The organism is Pseudomonas sp. KT_2_4 (genome assembly GCF_041410225.1).
GTDB lineage: Bacteria > Pseudomonadota > Gammaproteobacteria > Pseudomonadales > Pseudomonadaceae > Aquipseudomonas > Aquipseudomonas paracarnis.
Genome location: NZ_CP166962.1, coordinates 4,280,747 through 4,300,142, shown reverse-complemented (window position 1 = coordinate 4,300,142; position 19,396 = coordinate 4,280,747). Strand labels below are relative to the sequence as shown.

Sequence of the window (19,396 nt, the reverse complement as noted above, 5' to 3'; positions counted from 1 at the left end):
GCGGCAAGGAGCCCTCGTGCCCACAGTTGAAATGGAACGTCGCCAGGTGGTGGTGATCGGTGCCGGGCCTTCCGGTGCCATCGCGGCCGCGCTGTTAAAGCGCAAAGGGCATGATGTATTGATCATCGAGCGCGAGCATTTCCCGCGTTTCTCGATTGGCGAAAGCCTGCTGTCGCACTGCATCGACTTTATCGAAGAAGCCGGCATGCTCGACGCTGTGCAAGCTGCAGGCTTCCAGGTAAAAACCGGCGCGGCCTTCGCCTGGGGCGAGCGCTACAGTGCCTTTGATTTCAGCGACACCTTCAGCAACGGCAAGCCCACCACCTTCCAGGTGCAGCGCGGCGAGTTCGACAAATTGCTGGCCGACCAGGCGGCACTGCAAGGCGTGGAAATCCGCTATGGCCAAACCATTGTCGGCGTGGATTTTTCTGCCGAGAGCCGGTATTTGCATGTGCGCCGCCAGAATGGCAGCGAGTACCACCTCAAGGCCAGGTTCGTGCTCGATGCCAGTGGCTATGGCCGTGTGTTGCCACGCCTGCTGGACCTGGAAGCACCGTCGAATTTCCCGCTGCGCCAGGCCGTGTTCACTCACGTCGAAGACCGTATCGAACACCCAGGCTTTGACCGCAGCAAAATCCTGGTGACCACTCACCCGACCCAGCGCGATATCTGGTTCTGGACCATCCCGTTCAGTAATGGCCGTTGTTCGGTGGGCGTGGTTGCGGCCAAGGAGCATTTCGAGGGTGCCGACAGCGACCTCGACGCCTGCCTGCGCGGCTTTATCGAGCAAACCCCAAGCCTGTCCGGCGTGCTGCAAAATGCCGTCTGGGACACCCCGGCGCGCACCATCGGCGGCTACTCGGCCAACGTCAAAACCCTGCACGGCCCAGGCTTTGCGCTGCTGGGCAATGCGGCGGAGTTCCTCGACCCGGTGTTCTCTTCCGGCGTGACCATTGCCATGCGTTCGGCGAGCATGGCCGCAGGGGTGCTGCACCGCCAATTGAGCGGCGAAACAGTGGACTGGCAAACCGAGTTCGCCGAACCGCTCAAGCGCGGTGTCGATACCTTCCGTTGCTACGTCGAAGGCTGGTATGCGGGCACGTTCCAGGACGTGATTTTCCATCCTGGCAGTTCACCGGAGATTCGCCGCATGATCAGCTCTATCCTGGCCGGTTACGCCTGGGATGAACGCAACCCGTTTGTCAGCGAGCCGAAACGGCGCTTGCGGATGTTGTCGGATATTTGTGCGAGTGAAGCGGTATGAGCAGCCCGGGCGTCGAAAAAAACTACCTGAGTCAAAACTACGTCGAAGAAACCAAGTTCGGTTTCTGGTTCCTGCGCAGCCATACCTGGCAGCATCACGTGTTGCGCGTGGCGATCAATGACCTGCGCAGCCTGTTCAGCGAGCCGCTGCCGGTGGCGCCGGTGTTGCTGGATGCCGGTTGCGGCCAAGGCAAATCCTTCCAGTTGCTGCATCAGGTATTTGCGCCTTCGCGCCTGATCGGCCTGGATGCGGACCCTCACAGCCTGGCACTGAGCCGCGAAGAAGCCGCGCGGCTGGGCCTGGACGTGGAGTTGATCGGCAGCGACTGCGCGACCCTCAACCTAGCGGATGCCAGCGTCGATATCCTGTTCTGCCACCAGACCTTCCATCATCTGGTGGAACAACATCGCGCACTCAAGGAGTTCTATCGGGTGCTCAAGCCGGGCGGCTATCTGCTGTTTGCCGAATCAACCGAAGCTTACATCGACACCTGGGTGATTCGCTGGCTGTTCCGCCACCCGATGCATGTGCAAAAGAGCGCCGACGAGTACTTGGAGATGCTGCGCGAGCAGGGCTTTGAATTCGATGCTCAGAACATTTCGTACCCTTACTTGTGGTGGAGCCGTTCCAGTGACTTCGGCCTGCTGGAACGCTGGGGCCTGCGCAAGGCACCGCCTGTGGGCCAGCGCGAGGAAACCCTGGTCAACTGCGTGGCCCGTAAACCTGTGGAGAATGCGGTCCCATGATGCGCCTGCTGTTGATAAGTTGCCTGTTGCTGCTCGGTGCCTGTGCCAGCCAGGCGCCGCTGCCGGAAAAAATGCCGGCCCTGGCCTTGCCGATGCAATTGCATGTGCAGCGCCTGGCGGACAGCCAGAGCCAGGACTGGCTGCTGGTGATCCAGCGCGAAGGCCGCGCGATTCGCTGGTCGATGATGGACCCGCTGGGCATTCCCCTGGCCCGGCAAAAACTGCTTGATGGGCAGTGGCAGGCAGACGGCTTGCTGCCGCCCAACCCCCAGGCGCGCACGCTATTTGCCGCGCTGCTGTTTGCCCTGACCGCGCCCGGTGACGTACCAGCGTTGTATCCCACGGCCCAGGCCATGGACCTGACGCGCACGCTGCCGGGCCACTGGCAGATCGTCTACCAGTCTTCGGAGGTGTTCAGCGTGAACATGGCCGACCCGCCATTGAGTTACCGCATCACCCCGCTGGGTATGAGCCGATGACCGCCTACCTCAATGCCCTTGGCGTGATCTGCGCCCTTGGCCGTGGCCAGGCGCAAGTCAGCCGCAAGCTGTTTGCCGGCGACTGTTCGGGCATGCGTGCCGAAAGCGGCTGGGTGCCGGAACGCGTAGTGCCGGTGGCCGCCGTACACGGCGAACTGGCGAGCCTGCCCCCGGAACTGGCCAAGCAAAGCAGTCGCAATAACCAGTTGCTGTTGGAAGCGGCGCTGCAAATTGAAGATCAGATTCGTCAGGCCATCCAAACCTACGGCCCTGGCCGGGTCGGGGTTGTGCTCGGCACCAGCACCTCGGGCATTGACGAAGCCAGCCGTGGCATTGCCCATTACCTGCAAAACACGCAGTTCCCCGCCGACTACGATTACCAGCAACAGGAACTCAGCGCCCCGGCCAACTTCCTCGCTGACTGGTTGAACGTGAGCGGCCCGGCCTATGTGATTTCCACCGCCTGCACCTCCAGCGCCCGAGCATTGATGAGCGCCCAGCGCCTGTTGGACCTGGGGGTGTGCGATGCGGTGATCTGCGGCGGCGTGGACAGCCTGTGCAAGCTGACACTGAACGGGTTTACCGCGCTGGAAGCCGTGTCTGCGGAGCGCTGTAATCCGTTCTCGGTGAACCGCAACGGCATCAATATCGGTGAAGCGGCGGTGCTGTTCCTGATGAGCCGCGAGCCGGCCCCCATCGCCTTGCTGGGCAGCGGCGCCAGTTGCGACGCGCACCATATCTCTGCGCCCGAGCCCAGCGGCAAGGGCGCGTTGCTGGCCATGCGCAAGGCCCTGGCCAGTGCAAAGCTTTCGCCCGAGCAGATCGGCTACCTGAACCTGCACGGCACCGCAACCCAACACAACGACGCCATGGAAAGCCTGGCGGTCGCCAGCCTGTTTCCAGGCGGCGTCGCCTGCTCATCGACCAAGCCCATGACCGGCCACACCCTCGGCGCTGCCGGGGCACTGGAAGCCGCGTTCTGCTGGCTGAGCCTGACCCATCGCCTGCTGCCACCCCACGTATGGGACGGCCACCCCGACCCGGCGCTGCCCGCGTTGCAATGGGCGCGCAGCGGCGACAGCTTGAAAAAACCCTGCCTGATGAGCAACTCGTTTGCCTTCGGCGGTAACAATGTCAGCCTGATAATCGCAGAGGCCCCATGATCGATTGGCCACTTGCCGAACTGCTGCCCCATGCGGGCGACATGATCCTGATCGACCAGGTGCTGTCGTTCGATGAAGAGCAGATCCACACCCGCGTCACCGTCAAGCCCGGCGGCCTGTTCAACCGTGCTGACGGTAGCCTGCCCGCCTGGGTCGGCATCGAGCTGATGGCGCAAAGCGTCGCCGCCTATGCCGGTTGCCATGCACGCCAGCAAGGCAAGGCCGTGGAACTCGGTTTCCTGTTGGGCACACGTAAGTTCGAGTGCAACGTGGAGCACTTTCCGGCCGGCCTCGAGCTGAATATCCACGGCCTGCGCTCCCTGGAAGACGACAACGGCATGGGCGTGTTCGAATGCCACCTCACCGGCGACGGTATCCAGGCCAGCGCGCGCTTGAACGTATTTCGACCGCCCCAGGCGGCCAACTATTTAGATGAATCGAAGGACGAAACGCCATGACTGAATCCGTACTGGTCACCGGCTCCAGCCGTGGTATCGGCCGCGCCATTGCCCTGCGCCTGGCCCAGGCCGGCCATGACATCGTGCTGCATTGCCGCAGCGGCCGTGCCGAAGCCGACGCGGTACAGCTCGAGGTCCAAGCCCTGGGGCGCGAGGCACGCGTGCTGCAGTTCGACGTGGCGGATCGCGCTGCGTGCAAAGAGATCCTTGAGGCCGATGTGGAGCAGCATGGCGCCTATTACGGCGTGGTGCTCAATGCCGGCCTGACCCGCGACGGCGCCTTTCCTGCGCTGTCGGAAGACGATTGGGATGTGGTGATGCGCACCAACCTGGATGGTTTCTACAACGTGCTGCACCCGGTGATGATGCCGATGATTCGGCGCCGCGCCGCCGGGCGTATCGTGTGTATCACCTCGGTGTCCGGGCTGATCGGCAACCGCGGCCAGGTCAACTACAGCGCCTCCAAAGCCGGCTTGATCGGTGCGGCCAAGGCGCTGGCCATTGAATTGGGCAAGCGCAAGATCACCGTCAACTGCGTGGCGCCGGGCCTGATCGACACCGCGATGCTGGATGAAAACGTGCCGGTAGAAGAACTGATGAAAATGATCCCGGCCCAACGCATGGGCACGCCGGAAGAAGTCGCTGGCGCCGTGAACTTCCTGATGTCGGCCGAAGCCGGCTACATCACGCGCCAGGTGCTGGCCGTGAACGGGGGCCTGTGCTGATGAAGCGCGTTGTCGTCACCGGCATGGCCGGCGTGACCTCCCTGGGCAGCGACTGGGACACCATCGCCGCGAACTTTCGCGCCAACCGCAGCGGCATTCGGCGCATGGATGAGTGGGACCGTTTCACCGAACTGAACACCCGCCTGGCCGGCCCTATCGACGATTTCGTCGTGCCCGCTCACTGGACGCGCAAACAACTGCGCAGCATGGGCCGCGTCTCGCGCCTGGCGGTGTGGGCGGCGGAGCAGGCGTTGCGGGACGCCGGCTTGCTGGGTGACGAGTCGATCAAGGACGGGCGCATGGGCGTGGCCTGTGGCTCGTCCACCGGCAGCACCGATGAGATCAAGGCGTTCGGCAATATGCTGCTCAACTCGGTGGCCGAGGGGCTCAATGCCAACTCCTATGTGCGCATGATGCCGCACACCACGGCGGCAAATATCAGCATCTTCTTTGGCCTCACGGGCCGGCTGATTCCTACCTCCAGCGCCTGCACCAGCGGCAGCCAGGGCATCGGCTACGCCTATGAGGCAATCAAGTTCGGGCGCCTGCCGTTGATGCTTGCGGGCGGCGCAGAAGAACTGTGCCCCACCGAAGCCATGGTGTTCGATGCGCTGTACGCCACCAGCCTGAAAAACGATGCGCCGCAAACCAGCCCTCGTCCCTACGACAGCGGCCGCGACGGCCTAGTGATCGGTGAAGGTGGCGGCATGTTGGTGCTCGAAGAGTTGGAACACGCACTCGCGCGAGGCGCGCATATTCATGCGGAGCTGGTCGGCTTCGGCAGCAACGCCGACGGCCAGCACACCACCCGCCCGGAACAGAAAACCATGCGCCGCGCCATGGAGCTGGCCCTGGAAGACGCAGGTCTTGAACCGTCCGCCATCGGCTACGTGAACGGCCACGGCACGGCTACCGACCAGGGCGACATCGCTGAAACCCTGGCCACCAGCAGCCTGTTTGGCAGCCGTATGCCGATCAGTTCGCAGAAAAGTTTCCTGGGGCACACCTTGGGCGCGTGCGGGGCGTTGGAATCGTGGTTCAGCATCGAGATGATGAACCGCGACCAGTACGTGCACACCTTCAACCTGGACGCGGTCGACCCGCAATGCGGCGAGCTGGACTACCTGCAAGGTGGCTTTCGCCAGATGCACAACGACTACGTGATGAACAACAACTTTGCCTTCGGCGGGGTCAACACCTCGTTGATCTTCCGCCGCTGGGCCTGACTTTTTAATCGATTGGAGAAAACGGAATGTCTTCCCTGCTACGCGCTGCCCTGATCACCCTGGCCCTGCTGACCACGGCTGGCTGCACCAGCAAACCCGTGCTCAACACCCAGCATGAGTTACCGGCCACAAGCCAGGTCAGCGAAGAAAAAATGAAGCAAGTGATCGTCGCCGCCCTGCAAAAACGCGAGTGGACGGTACAACGCCTGAGCCCACAACTGGTGCAGGCCGAGATCACCGTGCGCGGCCAGTTCTACGCCGCCATCGACATCCGCTACACCCGCAACAGCTACGCCATCACCTACCGCGACAGCCGCGACCTGGGCTACAAGGACGGTAAGATCCATCGCAACTACAACCGTTGGGTGAGCATGCTGGATCGGGATATTCTGGCGGGGTTGCGTACTTACAGCGTGAATGAAGCAAATACTTCGCCCCAAAACTGACCCCCTTGTGGCGAGGGAGCTTGCTCCCGCTGGACTGCGCAGCAGGCCCATTTTTTAGGGCCGCTACGCGACCCAGTGGGAGCAAGCTCCCTCGCCACAGGTTATTGAGCGGCCTTACGCGTCAACAACTCCACAAACCCTTTCGCCATCGGCGTTTGCGCGCCCTTACGCTGCACCAGCCACACCGCCGTCACCGCCTGCGGGTCGAGCAAGGTGCGATAGACCACGCCGTCAATGCGGATGCGCTGGTAAGACGCCGGCAACACCGACACCCCCAACCCCGCTGCCACCAGGCCGATGATGGTCATTGCTTCCCCTGCTTCCTGGGCAAAGTGCGGGCTGAACCCGGCGTCGCGGGCCAGGTTGAGCAACTGCGCGTACAAGCCGCTGCCGTAACTGCGCGGGAAGAACACAAAAGGCTCCTCGGCCAATTGCTCCAGATGCAAGCCGCGCTCGCTGCCGTGGGCCAATGGGTGGCCGGCGCTCAGTACCGCGACTAATGGCTCGCGCATCAACTCGATCACGTTCAGTGAGTCGGGCAAGGGCAAAGGCCGCATCAACCCAACCTGAATCGACTCGTCCACCAGCGACTCGGCCACTTGGGTGCTGCTCATTTCTTGCAGGTTCAGATGCACCGCCGGGAATGCCTGGCGGAAGGCAAAGATCGCCTGGGGAATGCTGGCGTTGAACGGCGCAGACGAGGTGAAACCGATCTTCAATTCACCCAGTTCCCCCAACTGCGCACGCCGCGCCACATCTGCCGCCTTGTCGACCTGGGCCAGCACCAGCCGTGCCTCTTGCAAGAACAAGCGCCCGGCCTCGCTCAGCTCGACCCGACGATTGGTACGCTCGAACAAGCGTGCGCCCAGCTCGTGTTCCAGCGCCTGGATCTGCTGGCTCAGGGGCGGCTGCGAGATGCCCAGCACCTGCGCGGCGCGGCCGAAGTGCAGTTCTTCGGCAACGGCGATGAAGTAGCGCAAATGGCGAAATTCCATGCAAGCCTCATTAGGTCGTAAAAGCTATCAAACAGGTCGAACAATATATTGGAAAGAATCATTAGCCAGCTATATTCTTTTTTGCATTGTCAGTCCTGGCAGACTTTCCTCCCCGAGGTCCCCCGTGAATCCTGCTGTTGCCCCACTTGCCCAACACACCTCGCCCTCAGCCCTTGATGACGTAGTGGCGCAGCTCAACGACGCGTACATCGAAAAAGGCACGCCGATGTTCATGCGCACCGTGCTGGCGCTGTTCTCCGGCGGGTTCGCCACCTTTGCGCTGTTGTATTGCGTGCAGCCGATGATGCCGGCGCTGTCCCACGAGTTTTCCATCAATGCCGCGCAGAGCAGCCTGATTCTATCCGTCGCCACCGCGATGCTCGCCTGCGGCCTGCTGATCACCGGGCCGATATCCGACAGGCTGGGGCGCAAGCCGGTGATGGTTGCCGCGTTGTTCTGTGCGGCGCTGGCCACCATCGCCAGCGGCCTGATGCCGAGCTGGGAGGGCATCCTGTTGATGCGCGCACTGGTGGGCCTGTCCTTGAGCGGCCTGGCCGCCGTGGCCATGACCTACCTGAGCGAAGAGATCCACCCACAACACATTGGCCTGGCCATGGGTTTGTACATCGGTGGCAACGCGATTGGCGGCATGAGCGGGCGCCTGATCATCGGCGTGTTGATCGACTTCGTCAGCTGGCACACCGCAATGCTGATCATCGGTGCCCTGGCATTGATCGCCGCCACAGTGTTCTGGAGGATCCTCCCCGAGTCGCGCAACTTCCGCGCCAGCAGCCTCAAGCCGCGCAACCTGGTGGACGGCTTCGTCATGCACTTCAAGGACGCCGGCCTGCCGTGGCTGTTCCTTGAAGCCTTCCTGCTGATGGGCGCCTTCGTGACGATGTTCAACTACATCGGCTATCGCCTGCTGGCCTCACCCTATGAGCTGAGCCAGGCGGTGGTTGGCCTGTTGTCAGTGGTGTACCTGTCGGGCATCTACAGCTCGGCCAAGATCGGCTCCCTGGCCGACCGCCTCGGCCGCCGCCGAGTGCTGTGGGGCACCATCGTGCTGATGCTCGCCGGCATGGCGCTGACACTGTTCACCCCGCTGTGGTTGGTGGTGCCGGGCATGCTGATCTTCACCTTCGGCTTTTTCGGCGCCCACTCGGTCGCCAGCAGCTGGATCGGGCGCCGTGCGGTGAAAGCCAAGGGGCAGGCGTCGTCGCTGTATCTGTTCTGCTATTACGTGGGATCGAGTATTGCCGGGACGGCGGGAGGGTTTTTCTGGCACTTTGCCGGGTGGAATGGGATTGGCGGGTTTATCGTCGCGCTGCTGATTGGCGCGTTGCTGGTGGCGTTGAAGCTGGCGAAGTTGCCGCCACTGGGAAATATGCAGACCTGACGCGATTGGCTTTATGTGGGAGCGGGCTTGCTCGCGAATGCGGTGGTCTAGTGACGAATTTGTCGACTGACACTGCGCATTCGCGAGCAAGCCCGCTCCCACATTTGTTTTGTGTTTACCCATGAAAAAGCCCGGCTTCAAGCCGGGCTTTTTCGTCATTCGTGATACTGCGCCGACAGTTCGTGCACTGCGCGCAAGAACGCACCCGCATGCTCCGGGTTCACTTCCGGGGTGATGCCATGGCCGAGGTTGAACACATGGCCGGTGCCTTTGCCGTAGCTGGCCAGGATGCGACCTACTTCGGTACGGATCGCTTCTGGCTTGGCGTACAGCACGGTCGGGTCCATGTTGCCTTGCAGGGCCACCTGGTTGCCGACGCGACGGCGCGCTTCGCCGAGGTCACAGGTCCAGTCCAGGCCCAGTGCATCGGCGCCCGCGTCGGCGATGCTTTCCAGCCACAGGCCGCCGCCCTTGGTGAACATGATCACCGGCACTTTACGGCCTTCGTGTTCGCGGATCAGGCCGCTGACGATCTTGCGCATGTAGGCCAGGGAGAACTCCTGGTACGCCGCCGCCGACAGGTTGCCGCCCCAGGTGTCGAAAATCTGTACCGCTTGGGCGCCCGCCATGATCTGGCCGTTGAGGTAGGAGGTGACCGACTGCGCCAGCTTGTCCAGCAACAGGTGCATGGCTTGCGGGTTGTCGTAGAGCATGGCCTTGGTCTTGCGGAAGTCTTTCGACGAGCCGCCTTCGACCATGTAGGTGGCCAGGGTCCATGGGCTGCCAGAAAAGCCGATCAGCGGCACACGGCCGTTAAGCTCGCGGCGGATGGTGCTCACGGCGTCCATCACGTAGCCCAGGTCTTTGTGTGGATCAGGGATCGGCAGGGCTTCGATATCGGCCAGGGTGCTGACGACTTTCTTGAAGCGCGGGCCTTCGCCGGTTTCGAAGTACAGGCCTTGGCCCATGGCGTCGGGGATGGTGAGGATATCGGAGAAGAGGATGGCCGCGTCCAGTTGTGGGTAGCGGTCCAGCGGCTGCATCGTGACTTCGCAGGCGAACGCAGGATTCATGCACAGGCTCATGAAATCGCCCGCATTGGCGCGACTGGCGCGGTATTCCGGCAGGTAGCGACCGGCTTGACGCATCATCCACACCGGGGTGACGTCTACGGGTTGCTTGAGCAGGGCACGAAGGAAACGGTCGTTCTTGAGGGCAGTCATGTCGGCATCCGCAAAAAAAGTGCGGGCATTTTCTCAGAGCGCGACGCAAAAGGCACGGAATGCACCGTGCCTTTTGTCTATCGGGTCAATTTGTCGCGGCAATGCCGCCGCAGGATCGTTCCCACGCTCCGCGTGGTAACGCCTCCTGTGACGCTCCGCGTCATGCTGTTCGGGACGCGGAGCGTCCCTGGCGGCATTCCCACGCGGAGCGTGGGAATGATCATCAGACTTGGAGGTAGTCCAGGATGCCTTCGGCGGCGTTACGGCCTTCGAAGATCGCGGTGACCACCAGGTCCGACCCGCGCACCATATCGCCACCGGCGAAGATCTTCGGGTTGCTGGTCTGGTGCTTGTACTGGCCTTGCTCCGGGGCGACGACGCGGCCCTGGCTGTCGGTCTGGATCTCGAACTGCTCGAACCACGGTGCCGGGCTTGGGCGGAAACCGAAGGCGATGACCACGGCGTCAGCCGGGATGATTTCTTCGGAACCCGGGATCGGCTCGGGGCTGCGACGGCCACGGGCATCCGGCTCGCCGAGACGGGTCTCGACCACCTTCACACCTTCGACGCGGTCTTCACCGACGATGGCGATCGGCTGGCGGTTGTAGAGGAATTTCACGCCTTCTTCCTTGGCGTTCTTCACCTCTTTGCGCGAGCCGGGCATGTTGGCTTCGTCACGGCGATACGCGCAGGTCACCGACTTGGCGCCCTGGCGGATCGAGGTGCGGTTGCAGTCCATCGCGGTGTCGCCACCGCCCAGCACCACGACCTTCTTGCCCTTCATATCGACGAAATCTTCCGGCGACTTTTCAAAGCCCAGGTTGCGGTTGACGTTGGCGATCAGGAAGTCGAGCGCGTCATACACGCCTGGCAAGTCCTCACCGGCAAAGCCGCCCTTCATGTAGGTGTAGGTGCCCATGCCCATGAACACCGCATCGTATTCGGCGAGCAGTTGCTCCATGGTGATGTCTTTGCCGATTTCGGTATTGAGACGGAACTCGATACCCATGCCGGTGAACACTTCACGACGGTGGCTCAGTACGGTTTTTTCCAGCTTGAACTCGGGAATGCCGAAGGTCAGCAAGCCACCGATTTCCGGATTCTTGTCGAACACCACCGGGGTCACGCCGCCACGCACCAGCACGTCGGCACACCCCAGGCCAGCAGGGCCTGCGCCGATGATCGCGACGCGCTTGCCGGTCGGCTTGACCTTGGACATGTCCGGGCGCCAGCCCATGGCGAACGCGGTGTCGGTGATGTACTTCTCCACCGAACCGATGGTCACCGCGCCGAAGCCGTCGTTGAGGGTGCAGGCCCCTTCACACAGCCGGTCTTGCGGACACACCCGGCCGCAGACTTCCGGCAGGGTATTGGTCTGGTGAGACAGCTCGGCGGCGGCGAGGATGTTGCCCTCGGCCACCAGCTTGAGCCAGTTGGGAATGAAGTTGTGCACCGGGCACTTCCATTCGCAATACGGGTTACCGCAACCCAGGCAGCGATGGGCCTGGTCGGCCGAGTGCTGGGGTTTGAAGGGTTCGTAGATTTCCACGAACTCTTTCTTGCGTTGACGCAACAGTTTCTTCTTCGGATCTTTGCGCCCGACATCGATGAACTGGAAGTCGTTATTCAGACGTTCAGCCATGTTAAAACCTCATCAAACTGTTCAGGCGCATATCACTGCGGGTTGGCACGGATGCTGGAAAGCAACGATTTCAGGTTGGCAGCCTTGGGCTTGACCAGCCAGAAACGACGCAGGTAATCATCGAGGTTTTCGGCGAGGTTACGACCCCATTCGCTGCCGGTTTCCTCGACGTACTCGTCCAGCACGTGCTGCAAGTGGTTCCGGTAGGATTCCATGGCTTCGCCGCTGATGCGCTGGATCTCGACCAACTCGTGGTTGACCTTGTCGACGAAGGTGTTGTCCTGGTCGAGCACGTAGGCGAAACCGCCGGTCATGCCCGAACCGAAGTTGTAACCGGTCTTGCCCAGTACCGCGACAAAGCCTCCGGTCATGTACTCGCAGCAGTGATCGCCAGTACCTTCCACCACGGTGTGGGCACCGGAGTTACGCACGGCGAAACGCTCACCGGCGGTACCTGCGGCAAACAGCTTGCCACCGGTGGCGCCGTACAAGCAGGTGTTGCCAATGATGGCGCTGTCCTGGGTCTTGTACACGCTGCCAGCCGGCGGGACGATGACCAGCTTGCCGCCGGTCATGCCCTTGCCCACGTAGTCGTTGGCGTCGCCTTCCAGGTACATGTGCAGGCCGCCGGCGTTCCACACGCCGAAGCTTTGGCCCGCAGTGCCCTTGAAGCGGAAGGTGATCGGCGCTTTCGCCATGCCCTGGTTGCCGTGCTTGCGTGCGATTTCGCCGGAGATGCGTGCGCCGATGGAACGGTCGCAGTTGCAGATATCCAGGGCGAATTCGCCACCGCTGGCGTCGTTGATCGAGGAGCCGGCCATTTCGACCATTTTCTCGGCCAACAGGCCTTTGTCGAACGGTGGGTTGCGGTCCACCTGGCAGAACTGTGGCTTGTCTGCCGGGATGTGATCGCTGCCCAACAGCGGGGTGAGGTCCAGATGTTGTTGCTTGGCGGTCTGGCCTTCGAGGATATCCAACAGGTCGGTGCGACCGATCAGCTCTTCCAGCGAACGTACGCCCAGCTTGGCCAGCCACTCACGGGTTTCTTCGGCGACGTAGGTGAAGAAATTCACCACCATGTCGACGGTGCCGATGTAGTGATCCTTGCGCAGTTTTTCGTTCTGAGTCGCTACGCCGGTAGCGCAGTTGTTCAGGTGGCAGATGCGCAGGTATTTGCAGCCCAGGGCGATCATTGGCGCGGTGCCGAAGCCGAAGCTTTCGGCGCCGAGGATCGCGGCCTTGATCACGTCGAGGCCGGTTTTCAGGCCGCCGTCGGTCTGCACCCGCACCTTGCCGCGCAGATCGTTGCCGCGAAGGGTCTGGTGGGTTTCGGCCAGGCCGAGTTCCCACGGCGCACCGGCGTACTTGATCGAGGTCAGCGGCGAAGCGCCGGTGCCGCCATCGTAGCCGGAGATGGTGATCAGGTCGGCATAGGCCTTGGCCACGCCAGCGGCAATGGTGCCGACGCCGGCTTCTGCCACCAGTTTCACCGAGACCAGGGCCTGAGGGTTGACTTGTTTGAGGTCGAAGATCAGCTGCGACAAGTCTTCAATCGAGTAGATGTCATGGTGCGGCGGTGGCGAGATCAACGTCACACCCGGTACGGCGTAACGCAGCTTGGCGATCAGGCCGTTGACTTTGCCGCCTGGCAGTTGCCCACCCTCACCCGGCTTGGCGCCTTGGGCCACCTTGATCTGCAGCACTTCGGCGTTGACCAGGTACTCGGGGGTCACACCAAAGCGGCCGGTGGCCACCTGCTTGATTTTCGAGCTTTTGAGCGTGCCGTAGCGCGCCGGGTCTTCACCACCTTCGCCGGAGTTGGAACGCGCACCCAGGCGGTTCATGGCTTCGGCCAGGGCTTCGTGAGCTTCCGGCGACAAGGCACCCAGGGAAATACCGGCGGAGTCGAAACGCTTGAGGATCGATTCCAGCGGCTCGACTTGGCTGATGTCCATCGGCGTGTCCAGGGTCTTCACCTTGAACAAGTCGCGGATCATCGACACCGGGCGGTTATCCACCAGGCTCGTGTATTCCTTGAACTTGGCGTAGTCACCCTGCTGTACAGCGGCTTGCAGAGTGTTGACCACGTCGGGGTTGTAGGCATGGTATTCGCCACCGTGCACGAACTTGAGCAGGCCACCTTGCTGGATCGGCTTGCGCGCGCTCCAGGCCTCCAAGGCCAGGGCTTTTTGCTCCGCTTCGATGTCGACGAAACGCGCACCTTTGATGCGGCTCGGTACGCCACGGAAACTCAGCTCGCAGACTTCTTCGGACAGACCGATGGCTTCGAACAACTGAGCGCCACGGTACGAGGTGACCGTAGAGATACCCATCTTCGACAGGATCTTCAGCAGGCCTTTGGTGATGCCCTTGCGGTAGTTCTTGAACACCTCATAGAGGTCGCCCAGCACTTCACCGGTACGGATCAGGTCACCCAGCACTTCGTACGCGAGGAACGGGTACACCGCCGAGGCGCCGAAACCGATCAGCACCGCAAAGTGGTGCGGGTCGCGGGCGGTGGCGGTTTCCACGAGGATATTGGAGTCGCAGCGCAGGCCTTTTTCGGTCAGGCGATGGTGCACCGCGCCGGTCGCCAGGGACGCGTGGATCGGCAACTTGCCCGGCGCGATGTGGCGGTCGGTCAGTACGATCTGGGTACGGCCGGCGCGCACGGCTTCTTCAGCCTGGTCAGCAACGTTACGTACAGCCGCTTCAAGGCCCAGGCTCTCGTCGTAGTTCAGGTCGATGATCTGGCGGTCGAAGCCTGGACGCTCCAGGGTCATCAGCGAGCGCCATTTGGCCGGAGAAATGACCGGCGAGCTGAGGATCACGCGGGACGCATGCTCAGGCGATTCCTGGAAGATGTTGCGCTCGGCACCGAGGCACACTTCCAGGGACATCACGATGGCTTCGCGCAGCGGGTCGATCGGTGGGTTGGTCACCTGGGCGAACTGCTGGCGGAAATAGTCGTACGGCGTGCGCACGCGCTGGGACAGCACGGCCATTGGCGTGTCGTCACCCATGGAGCCTACGGCTTCGTAGCCTTGCTCACCGAGTGGGCGCAGCACCTGGTCGCGCTCTTCGAACGTGACCTGATACATCTTCATGTACTGCTTGAGCTGGTCGATGTCGTAGAAAGCCGAACCGTGGTCGTTGTCTTCCATGGTCGCCTGGATGCGCAGGGCGTTCTTGCGCAGCCATTGCTTGTACGGGTGACGCGACTTCAAACGGTTGTCGATGGCGTCGGTGTCGAGGATCTGTCCGGTTTCGGTGTCCACAGCCAGGATCTGGCCAGGGCCGACACGGCCTTTGGCAATCACGTCTTCAGGCTTGTAGTCCCACACGCCGATTTCCGAGGCGAGGGTGATAAAGCCATTGGTGGTGGTGACCCAACGCGCCGGGCGCAGGCCGTTACGGTCGAGCAGGCACACCGCGTAGCGGCCGTCGGTCATGACCACGCCGGCCGGGCCGTCCCACGGTTCCATGTGCATCGAGTTGTACTCGTAGAACGCACGCAGGTCCGGGTCCATGGTCTCGACGTTCTGCCACGCTGGCGGAATGATCATGCGCACGCCACGGAACAGGTCGATGCCACCGGTGACCATCAGCTCAAGCATGTTGTCCATGCTGGAGGAGTCCGAACCCACGCGGTTGACCAGCGGGCCGAGCTCTTCGAGGTCCATCAAATCGTTGGCGAACTTGGTGCGCCGGGCCTGAGCCCAGTTGCGGTTGCCGGTGATGGTGTTGATCTCGCCGTTGTGGGCGAGGAAGCGGAATGGCTGAGCCAGCGGCCATTTCGGCAAGGTGTTGGTGGAGAAGCGCTGGTGGAACACGCAGATTGCGGTTTGCAGGCGCTCATCGCTCAGGTCTGGATAGAAGGCGGTGAGGTCCGCCGGCATCATCAGGCCTTTATAAATGATGGTCTTGTGGGAAAAGCTGCAGATGTAATGGTCGGTGTCGGCGGCGTTGAGCACCGACGAACGACGACGGGAGGTGAACAGCTTGATCGCCATGTCCTGGTCGCTCAGGCCATCGCCGGCGATGAACACTTGTTCGATCTGCGGCAGGCGCTCCAGGGCCAGACGGCCGAGTACGCTGGTGTCGATGGGCACTTTGCGCCAGCCGACGATCTGCAGGCCGGCGGCAACGATCTCGCGGTTCATGTTCTCGCGAGCGGCCTCGGCTTTTACCGGGTCCTGGTTGAAAAACACCATGCCCACGGCGTACTGCTTGGGCAGTTCGACCGCAAATTGCTCTTTGGCGACAGCACGCAGGAACTGGTCGGGCTTTTGAATCAGCAAGCCACAGCCGTCACCGGTCTTGCCGTCGGCGTTGATCCCACCGCGGTGGGTCATGCAGGTCAGGGCCTCGATGGCCGTTTGCAAAAGGGTATGACTGGGTTCGCCCTGCATGTGGGCTATCAGGCCGAAACCGCAGTTATCCTTGAATTCATCGGGTTGGTACAGACCTGCTTTCATAGACACTTTCTCACCAGGCTGCCTCTTATATCGAGGCAAATTTCTTTTCAATTCAACCGGTTACCTTCCACGCCGAACGTACGCCGGCTTAGCGGGGGCAAAAGGGAGGTCATTGTACACACCGACACAGACGCTCACAAATTTAGCGACGAAATGTCGCAAATCTATGTCGCATTTATGAAAGGTTTAAAGCGATATGCTGTGCTAGTCAAAACTTTTTTAATTCTGACCGCTACGACTCAAAAGCCACTGTGACGCAGACACCACAAAGCGCGCGGTCTCGGGAGACTGCACGCACTTGCGGATTTTTTTGAGGTGCCGGGAGGGCGGCCTGGGTAAGGCCGCCGGATCTTCAGCGAGTTGCTGCCAGTTCTTGTTGAACGCTGGCAACAGTGCGAGGCCAAGGTTTACCAGCCTGAACCTTCGCTGGCAAGGCTTTGATAGCAGAATCGGCTGCGGCGCGGCTTGGGAAGCTGCCGTAGGTGATCACGTAGAGAGGCTTGCCGTTGAGCACTTTCTTGAAATAACGGTACTGGCCGCCCTGCTCTTTGACGAACGCCTGGGCGTTAGCTTCGGAGCTGGTGCCGAGGATCTGCACCACGAAATTGCCGGTAGGCTGGCTGCTGTACCAGCTGCTGCCGGCGGCACCGGCCTTGGCCACGGTGGCGGCTGGTTTTTCAGCAGGCTTGGCGGCTGGCGCTGGAGCCGGCGCTGGTTTTGCTACCGGTGCCGGCTTGGCGGTGGCAACGGTCGGCGCAGGCGTTGGCTTGGCCGCTGGCGCTACCGGTGTGACTGGCGCTACCGGAGTGGCTGGCGTGCCAGCCGGTACGCCCGCAGGTGGCGCGGTGGTGGTCACAGTCGGCGGCGTGGCGCTGGAGCCTTCCACCGGCACTCCGTCGTCGCCTTCGGAGATGCCACCGGCTTCTTCTGCCAGCGGGCCGCGCATCACCGGTTGGCCGACCATCGGCAGGTTGGTCGGTTGGCCGGAGTTGGCAAATTCGACGTTTGGCGTGGGCTTGCCCAATGGCAACTGCGCCTGCTCAGTTGGCGCGCCGGTGGTTGTCGGTGCCTTGTTGCGACCCGGGATCAACCAGGCGGCGGCTACAGCGACCACGACAACGGCGGAAATAGCCAATACGTGCTTCTTAGGCATAGTGAACCCCATCTTTGGACGCTTGACCGCAGAGCGGCTGGCAATCATGGCTTCGATCATCGCATCGCGGGCAACCTGGTTGATGTTTCCAGGCCAGCCATCGGAGCTTTCGTGAATATCAGAGATCTGCGCAGCGGTGAAAAGTTCGATACCCGCCCCGGCGCCTTCAAGGCGTTGTGCCAGGTATTCGCGGGTTTCTTCCTCTTCGTACGGCTGCAACTCGATGACGTGGAACAGCTCCTGCTCACCACTGATCTGCTCCAGATCGGCGATCAGCGACGACTCACCGAACAGGAACACATGCGGGCGACCTTCCGGCGTGCCCGCCGCGAGCGCCAGCAGCGCTTCGAGGGCGGATTCGTCGAGCTGCTCGGCGTCATCTACCAGCAGGTAGACTTCCTGGCCGGTCAGGCCCAACTGCACCACTTGCTTGAGAATCGCGTTCGGCTCGGCATTGGAGACGTCCAACGCCTGCGCTACCTGGCGCAATACGCCGGCCGCATCACCGGCACCGCGGGCCGATACCACCACGCTCTGCACCGATTGCTTATTGGTGCTGGCCACCAGCGCCTGGCGCAGCAAGGTCTTGCCGCTGCCCAGAGGGCCGGTGACCACCAGCAGCAACTGGCTGTAGCGCGCGAGGTGATGCAACTGCCCCAGTACCGGCTTGCGCTGGGCGGGGAAGAATTTGAAACCCGGCACCCGTGGAGCAAAGGGGTCGTGGCTCAAGTGGTAATGGCCGAGGAACGCCTCGTCGGCATGCAAACTAGTCATCGGGTCTTATTAACCTTTGAGCTGGGCCAGGGCGCGGTAATCCGCTCCCAGCGTGGCCTGTAGAATCTCTTTTGGATAATCGTCGGTCACCACGGCTTCGCCGATGTGGCGCAGCAGTACCAGTCGAAGTCGACCGTCGATCACTTTCTTGTCTATCGCCATATGTTCAAGGAAATCCGCCTCGGTCATATCCGTGGGCGGAATAACCGGCAAACCGGCGCGCTGGAACAGGCGGATACCGCGATCACGCTCTTGGGCGCTGATCCAGCCCAGGCGCTGCGACATGTCCAATGCCATCACCGTGCCAGCCGCTACGGCTTCCCCATGCAACCACACACCATAGCCCATGTGCGTTTCGATCGCATGGCCGAAGGTGTGGCCCAGGTTCAGTGTGGCCCGCACACCGGACTCGCGCTCGTCGGCATTGACTACCAGCGCCTTGGCCGCGCATGAGCGGGAAATCGCCTCGGTAAGCGCCACCTGGTCGAGGCCGCGCAAGGCGTCCATGTGTTCTTCCAGCCAGGTCAGGAACGGCTCATCGCAAATCAGGCCGTACTTGATGACTTCCGCCAGCCCCGCCGACAGCTCGCGCGGCGGCAAGGTGTTGAGGGTAGCGGTGTCGATCAGCACAGCCTGAGGCTGGTAGAACGCGCCGACCATGTTCTTGCCCAACGGGTGGTTGATACCGGTCTTGCCGCCCACCGACGAATCGACCTGGGACAGCAAGGTGGTCGGCACCTGGATGAAATCCACGCCGCGCTGGTAGCAGGCCGCGGCAAACCCGGCCATGTCGCCAATCACACCGCCGCCCAGGGCGACCACAGTGGTTCGACGGTCATGGCGCGCAGTCAGCAGGCCATTAAAGATCAGTTGCAGGGTTTCCCAGTTTTTGTGGGCTTCGCCGTCAGGCAACACCACGGAGATCACCGAGTACGCCGCCAGGCTGCGGCTCAGACGCTCAAGATACAGCGGCGCGACCGTTTCGTTGGAGATGATCGCCACCTGTCGGCCGGCAATATGCGGCGCAAGCAGTTCGGGCTGGTCCAACAGACCTGCGCCAATGTGGATCGGGTAGCTGCGCTCGCCTAGATCGACCTTAAGTGTCTGCATGTGTCCCCGCGTTGAAGATGTATTGACGACCGGCACTGTCGATATCTCGACACCGCCTAGTGGCTCTACGCCATACCTTACAGGGTGATGGCGCGCCGCCGAGAATAGCGCATTT

15 protein-coding genes are annotated in these 19,396 nt (G+C 62.0%); 9 read left to right on the top strand and 6 right to left on the bottom strand.

Annotated elements, in window-relative coordinates:
* The first annotated feature begins 16 nt into the window (after positions 1 to 16).
* From AB9N64_RS19800 to AB9N64_RS19765, 8 genes are read left to right on the top strand one after another with little or no spacing between them, the layout of a single operon-like run.
* On the top strand, positions 17 to 1,264 hold the full coding sequence (locus AB9N64_RS19800; RefSeq protein ID WP_014716594.1) for an NAD(P)/FAD-dependent oxidoreductase: 1,248 nt from the start codon (positions 17 to 19) through the stop codon (positions 1,262 to 1,264).
* Positions 1,261 to 2,010, top strand: coding sequence for a class I SAM-dependent methyltransferase (locus tag AB9N64_RS19795; protein WP_038448570.1), 750 nt, complete (start codon positions 1,261 to 1,263; stop codon positions 2,008 to 2,010). The genes AB9N64_RS19800 and AB9N64_RS19795 overlap by 4 nt, the downstream gene beginning before the upstream one ends.
* Entirely contained in the window at positions 2,007 to 2,489 is a 483-nt protein-coding gene (locus tag AB9N64_RS19790; protein ID WP_058410288.1) for a hypothetical protein, read from the top strand. The genes AB9N64_RS19795 and AB9N64_RS19790 overlap by 4 nt, the downstream gene beginning before the upstream one ends.
* Complete coding sequence (locus tag AB9N64_RS19785; RefSeq protein ID WP_137270865.1) at positions 2,486 to 3,652, top strand: beta-ketoacyl-[acyl-carrier-protein] synthase family protein; 1,167 nt, start codon at positions 2,486 to 2,488, stop codon at positions 3,650 to 3,652. Before AB9N64_RS19790 ends, AB9N64_RS19785 begins: the two co-directional genes overlap by 4 nt.
* A complete protein-coding gene (locus tag AB9N64_RS19780; protein ID WP_032904086.1) occupies positions 3,649 to 4,110 on the top strand; it encodes a hotdog family protein in 462 nt (153 codons plus the stop codon). The genes AB9N64_RS19785 and AB9N64_RS19780 overlap by 4 nt, the downstream gene beginning before the upstream one ends.
* The gene (fabG, locus tag AB9N64_RS19775; protein ID WP_014716589.1) at positions 4,107 to 4,835 is read left to right on the top strand and encodes a 3-oxoacyl-ACP reductase FabG; all 729 of its coding nucleotides are present in this window, start codon (positions 4,107 to 4,109) and stop codon (positions 4,833 to 4,835) included. Before AB9N64_RS19780 ends, fabG begins: the two co-directional genes overlap by 4 nt.
* Positions 4,835 to 6,061 (top strand): beta-ketoacyl-ACP synthase, encoded by a 1,227-nt coding sequence (locus tag AB9N64_RS19770; RefSeq protein ID WP_014716588.1) that lies wholly within the window; start codon positions 4,835 to 4,837, stop codon positions 6,059 to 6,061. The genes fabG and AB9N64_RS19770 overlap by 1 nt, the downstream gene beginning before the upstream one ends.
* Before the next feature lie 26 nt (positions 6,062 to 6,087).
* Positions 6,088 to 6,507 carry a hypothetical protein gene (locus AB9N64_RS19765; RefSeq protein WP_020301670.1) on the top strand — a complete coding sequence of 140 codons (420 nt, stop codon included), beginning with the start codon at positions 6,088 to 6,090 and terminating at the stop codon, positions 6,505 to 6,507.
* Positions 6,508 to 6,608: 101 nt separating this feature from the next.
* Here the strand turns inward: AB9N64_RS19765 and AB9N64_RS19760 are convergent, their stop codons facing one another.
* On the bottom strand, positions 6,609 to 7,502 hold the full coding sequence (locus AB9N64_RS19760; protein ID WP_014716587.1) for a LysR family transcriptional regulator: 894 nt from the start codon (positions 7,500 to 7,502) through the stop codon (positions 6,609 to 6,611).
* Between the two features lie 184 nt (positions 7,503 to 7,686).
* On the opposite strand from AB9N64_RS19760, the gene AB9N64_RS19755 reads away from it, so the two are divergent.
* Entirely contained in the window at positions 7,687 to 8,901 is a 1,215-nt protein-coding gene (locus AB9N64_RS19755) for an MFS transporter (protein ID WP_019818333.1), read from the top strand.
* 155 nt (positions 8,902 to 9,056) lie between these two features.
* Here AB9N64_RS19755 and hemE read toward each other — a convergent pair whose 3' ends face one another.
* From hemE to aroB, 5 genes are all read right to left on the bottom strand, one after another.
* Complete coding sequence (gene hemE / locus AB9N64_RS19750) at positions 9,057 to 10,124, bottom strand: uroporphyrinogen decarboxylase (RefSeq protein ID WP_038448562.1); 1,068 nt, start codon at positions 10,122 to 10,124, stop codon at positions 9,057 to 9,059.
* Between the two features lie 223 nt (positions 10,125 to 10,347).
* Entirely contained in the window at positions 10,348 to 11,766 is a 1,419-nt protein-coding gene (locus AB9N64_RS19745) for an FAD-dependent oxidoreductase (protein WP_003187920.1), read from the bottom strand.
* A 32-nt stretch (positions 11,767 to 11,798) separates the two neighbouring features.
* Positions 11,799 to 16,244, bottom strand: a complete 4,446-nt coding sequence (gltB, locus tag AB9N64_RS19740; RefSeq protein WP_019818335.1) for a glutamate synthase large subunit — start codon at positions 16,242 to 16,244, stop codon at positions 11,799 to 11,801.
* Positions 16,245 to 16,596: 352 nt separating this feature from the next.
* Entirely contained in the window at positions 16,597 to 18,171 is a 1,575-nt protein-coding gene (locus AB9N64_RS19735) for an SPOR domain-containing protein (protein WP_014716583.1), read from the bottom strand.
* Between the two features lie 9 nt (positions 18,172 to 18,180).
* Positions 18,181 to 19,281, bottom strand: coding sequence for a 3-dehydroquinate synthase (gene aroB / locus AB9N64_RS19730; protein WP_371359628.1), 1,101 nt, complete (start codon positions 19,279 to 19,281; stop codon positions 18,181 to 18,183).
* Positions 19,282 to 19,396 lie beyond the last annotated feature (115 nt).

What these genes read in the sequence shown, in the direction of transcription:
- AB9N64_RS19795 (WP_038448570.1), top strand. Translation starts at nt 1,261, where the DNA reads ATGAGCAGCCCGGGCGTCGAAAAAAACTACCTGAGTCAAAACTACGTC.
- gltB (WP_019818335.1), bottom strand. Translation starts at nt 16,244, where the DNA reads ATGAAAGCAGGTCTGTACCAACCCGATGAATTCAAGGATAACTGCGGT.
- AB9N64_RS19770 (WP_014716588.1), top strand. Translation starts at nt 4,835, where the DNA reads ATGAAGCGCGTTGTCGTCACCGGCATGGCCGGCGTGACCTCCCTGGGC.
- AB9N64_RS19785 (WP_137270865.1), top strand. Translation starts at nt 2,486, where the DNA reads ATGACCGCCTACCTCAATGCCCTTGGCGTGATCTGCGCCCTTGGCCGT.
- AB9N64_RS19760 (WP_014716587.1), bottom strand. Translation starts at nt 7,502, where the DNA reads ATGGAATTTCGCCATTTGCGCTACTTCATCGCCGTTGCCGAAGAACTG.
- AB9N64_RS19745 (WP_003187920.1), bottom strand. Translation starts at nt 11,766, where the DNA reads ATGGCTGAACGTCTGAATAACGACTTCCAGTTCATCGATGTCGGGCGC.
- fabG (WP_014716589.1), top strand. Translation starts at nt 4,107, where the DNA reads ATGACTGAATCCGTACTGGTCACCGGCTCCAGCCGTGGTATCGGCCGC.
- AB9N64_RS19780 (WP_032904086.1), top strand. Translation starts at nt 3,649, where the DNA reads ATGATCGATTGGCCACTTGCCGAACTGCTGCCCCATGCGGGCGACATG.
- hemE (WP_038448562.1), bottom strand. Translation starts at nt 10,124, where the DNA reads ATGACTGCCCTCAAGAACGACCGTTTCCTTCGTGCCCTGCTCAAGCAA.
- AB9N64_RS19790 (WP_058410288.1), top strand. Translation starts at nt 2,007, where the DNA reads ATGATGCGCCTGCTGTTGATAAGTTGCCTGTTGCTGCTCGGTGCCTGT.
- AB9N64_RS19735 (WP_014716583.1), bottom strand. Translation starts at nt 18,171, where the DNA reads ATGACTAGTTTGCATGCCGACGAGGCGTTCCTCGGCCATTACCACTTG.
- aroB (WP_371359628.1), bottom strand. Translation starts at nt 19,281, where the DNA reads ATGCAGACACTTAAGGTCGATCTAGGCGAGCGCAGCTACCCGATCCAC.
- AB9N64_RS19765 (WP_020301670.1), top strand. Translation starts at nt 6,088, where the DNA reads ATGTCTTCCCTGCTACGCGCTGCCCTGATCACCCTGGCCCTGCTGACC.